This window comes from Methylosinus sp. KRF6, from assembly GCF_018887255.1.
Classification (GTDB): domain Bacteria; phylum Pseudomonadota; class Alphaproteobacteria; order Rhizobiales; family Beijerinckiaceae; genus Methylosinus; species Methylosinus sporium.
Genome location: NZ_JAHLJF010000025.1, coordinates 2,501 through 5,743, shown reverse-complemented (window position 1 = coordinate 5,743; position 3,243 = coordinate 2,501). Strand labels below are relative to the sequence as shown.

Here is a 3,243-nt window from a genome sequence, read left to right as displayed (position 1 = left end):
TGGTTGCGGGGACAGGATTTGAACCTGTGACCTTCAGGTTATGAGCCTGACGAGCTACCGGGCTGCTCCACCCCGCGCCAAGGACAACGGCCGCTCTCTACGGAGCGGGCCGAAGACGAGAAAGGGGAGTAGCGAATGGCGAATAGATATCGTCTACTCGCTCTTCGCTACTCCCCATTCGCACATCGTAGATAAGGAAACTCTTGCCCTTTGCAGGCCTGGCGACGACCTACTCTCCCAGGTCTTGAGACATAGTACCATTGGCGCTGAAGCGTTTGACGGCCGAGTTCGGGATGGGATCGGGTCTGATCGCTCCGCCGAGGCCACCAGGCCGGCAAAGGGCAAGTTTGAAGCAAACTGTGATTGGTCTTTCGATCGCGCCATCTGGGAAGATGGGCATGGATTAATGAGAACGATCAAGCCGATCGAGCTATTAGTACCGGTAAGCTCCGCGCGTTGCCGCGCTTCCACACCCGGCCTATCGACGTGGTCGTCTTCCACGGCTCTCGAGGGAGAACTCGTTTCGAGGTGGGTTTCCCGCTTAGATGCATTCAGCGGTTATCCCGTCCATACATAGCTACCCTGCACTGCGGCTGGCGCCACAACAGGTCCACCAGAGGTATGTTCATCCCGGTCCTCTCGTACTAGGGACAAATCCTCTCAATTCTCCGACACCCACGGCAGATAGGGACCGAACTGTCTCACGACGTTCTGAACCCAGCTCACGTACCACTTTAATCGGCGAACAGCCGAACCCTTGGGACCTTCTCCAGCCCCAGGATGTGATGAGCCGACATCGAGGTGCCAAACAACCCCGTCGATATGGACTCTTGGGGGTTATCAGCCTGTTATCCCCGGCGTACCTTTTATCCGTTGAGCGATGGCCCTTCCACGAGGGACCACCGGATCACTATGACCGACTTTCGTCTCTGCTCGACTTGTCTGTCTCGCAGTCAGGCAGGCTTATGCCATTGCACTCGACGAGCGATTTCCGACCGCTCTGAGCCCACCATCGCGCGCCTCCGTTACTCTTTGGGAGGCGACCGCCCCAGTCAAACTGCCTACCATGCACTGTCCCGGCCCCGGATGACGGAGCGCGGTTAGACATCCATGACGATAAGGGTGGTATTTCAAGGGTGGCTCCACACGAGCTGGCGCCCATGCTTCAACGCCTACCACCTATCCTACACATGCCGACACGAATGCCAGTGCAAAGTTACAGTAAAGGTGCACGGGGTCTTTCCGTCTGACCGCAGGAACCCCGCATCTTCACGGGGAATTCAATTTCACTGAGCTGACGCTGGAGACAGCGGGGAAGTCATTACGCCATTCGTGCAGGTCGGAACTTACCCGACAAGGAATTTCGCTACCTTAGGACCGTTATATTTACGGCCGCCGTTTACCGGGGCTTCAATTCGGTGCTTGCACACCTCCTCTTAACCTTCCGGCACCGGGCAGGCGTCAGACCCTATACGTCATCTTGCGATTTCGCAGAGCCCTGTGTTTTTGGTAAACAGTTGCCACCCCCTGGTCTGTGCCCCTCCCGCCCGCTTGCGCGAACGGAAGGCCTCCTTATTCCGAAGTTACGGAGGTAAATTGCCGAGTTCCTTCAGCGTCATTCTCTCAAGCGCCTTGGTATACTCTACCTGTCCACCTGTGTCGGTTTCGGGTACGGTCTGATGCAGGGGCTATTTCCTGGCGCGGGTTCACCGCCCGGACAATCCAGTAAGTCCGAACGATTTACCCCACGCGTCACCACCTGCTGGCCCACGATTATTAACGTGGTTCCCATCGACTACGCCTTTCGGCCTCGCCTTAGGGGCCGGCTAACCCTGCGAAGATTAACTTTACGCAGGAACCCTTGGACTTTCGGCGACACTGTCTTTCACAGTGTTTCTCGTTACTCATGTCAGCATTCGCACTTCCGATACCTCCAGGATGCCTCACGGCTGTCCCTTCACGGGCTTACGGAACGCTCCGCTACCGCTCGCCTTGCGGCGAGCCCAAAGCTTCGGCTCGTGGCTTGAGCCCCGGTACATCTTCGGCGCGGAAACCCTTATTTAGACCAGTGAGCTGTTACGCTTTCTTTAAAGGATGGCTGCTTCTAAGCCAACCTCCTGGTTGTTTTGGGATTTCTACATCCTTTCCCACTTAGCCACGAATTGGGGGCCTTAGCTGTTGGTCTGGGTTGTTTCCCTCTCCACAATGGACGTTAGCACCCACTGTGTGTCTCCCGCATAGTACTTCCAGGTATTCGGAGTTTGGTTAGGTTTGGTAAGTCTGTGGGACCCCCTAGCCCATCCAGTGCTCTACCCCCTGGAGTATTCGTGCGAGGCGCTACCTAAATAGCTTTCGCGGAGAACCAGCTATTTCCGAGTTTGTTTGGCCTTTCACCCCTAACCACAAGTCATCCGAGTCTATTTCAACAGACACCGGTTCGGTCCTCCAGTGCATGTTACTGCACCTTCAACCTGCTCATGGCTAGATCACTCGGTTTCGGGTCTAAAGCAACGAACTGAACGCCCTGTTCAGACTCGCTTTCGCTGCGCCTACGCCTATCGGCTTAAGCTTGCTCGTTACTTTAAGTCGCTGACCCATTATACAAAAGGTACGCAGTCACCCAGGACGAACCTTGGGCTCCTACTGTTTGTAGGTATCCGGTTTCAGGAACTGTTTCACTCCCCTCGTCGGGGTGCTTTTCACCTTTCCCTCACGGTACTGGTTCACTATCGGTCGCTGAGGAGTACTTAGGCTTGGAGAGTGGTCTCCCCATCTTCAGACAGGATTGCACGTGTCCCGCCCTACTCATGTCTTCCATGCTTCGAAATCCATACGGGGCTGTCACCCACTACGGCCCGACTTTCCAATCGGTTCTGATTAGAAGCACACAAGAACTGGCCTGGTCCGCGTTCGCTCGCCACTACTAACGGAGTCTCGTTGATGTCCTTTCCTCTGGGTACTTAGATGTTTCAGTTCCCCAGGTTTGCCTTTGTATCCTATGTATTCAGATACAAATACCTTCTCATGATCTCTGCTAGTCCGAGGACATGCGTCTTCAGACTTGCCAAACGCCGCACGAAAATCCCGAGCCTTTGTGCAGGCCGGAGATTTCCTCGGATTAACAGAGATCGAAGGTGGGTTTCCCCATTCGGAAATCCGCGGATCAAAGCTTGTTCGCAGCTCCCCACGGCTTATCGCAGCGTACCACGTCCTTCATCGCCTCTCAGCGCCAAGGCATCCACC

Annotated in this window: 1 tRNA gene and 2 rRNA genes (1 of these 3 running past the window's edge); all 3 read right to left on the bottom strand. The window is 55.3% G+C overall.

Features of this window, described 5'->3' with window-relative positions:
- A tRNA-Met gene (locus KP010_RS22210) sits at nt 1-77 on the bottom strand.
- Nucleotides 78-216: 139 nt separating this feature from the next.
- A 5S ribosomal RNA gene (gene rrf, locus KP010_RS22205) occupies nt 217-331 on the bottom strand.
- Nucleotides 332-412: 81 nt separating this feature from the next.
- Nucleotides 413-3,243 (bottom strand): 23S ribosomal RNA (locus KP010_RS22200); it runs 23 nt beyond the window's last position.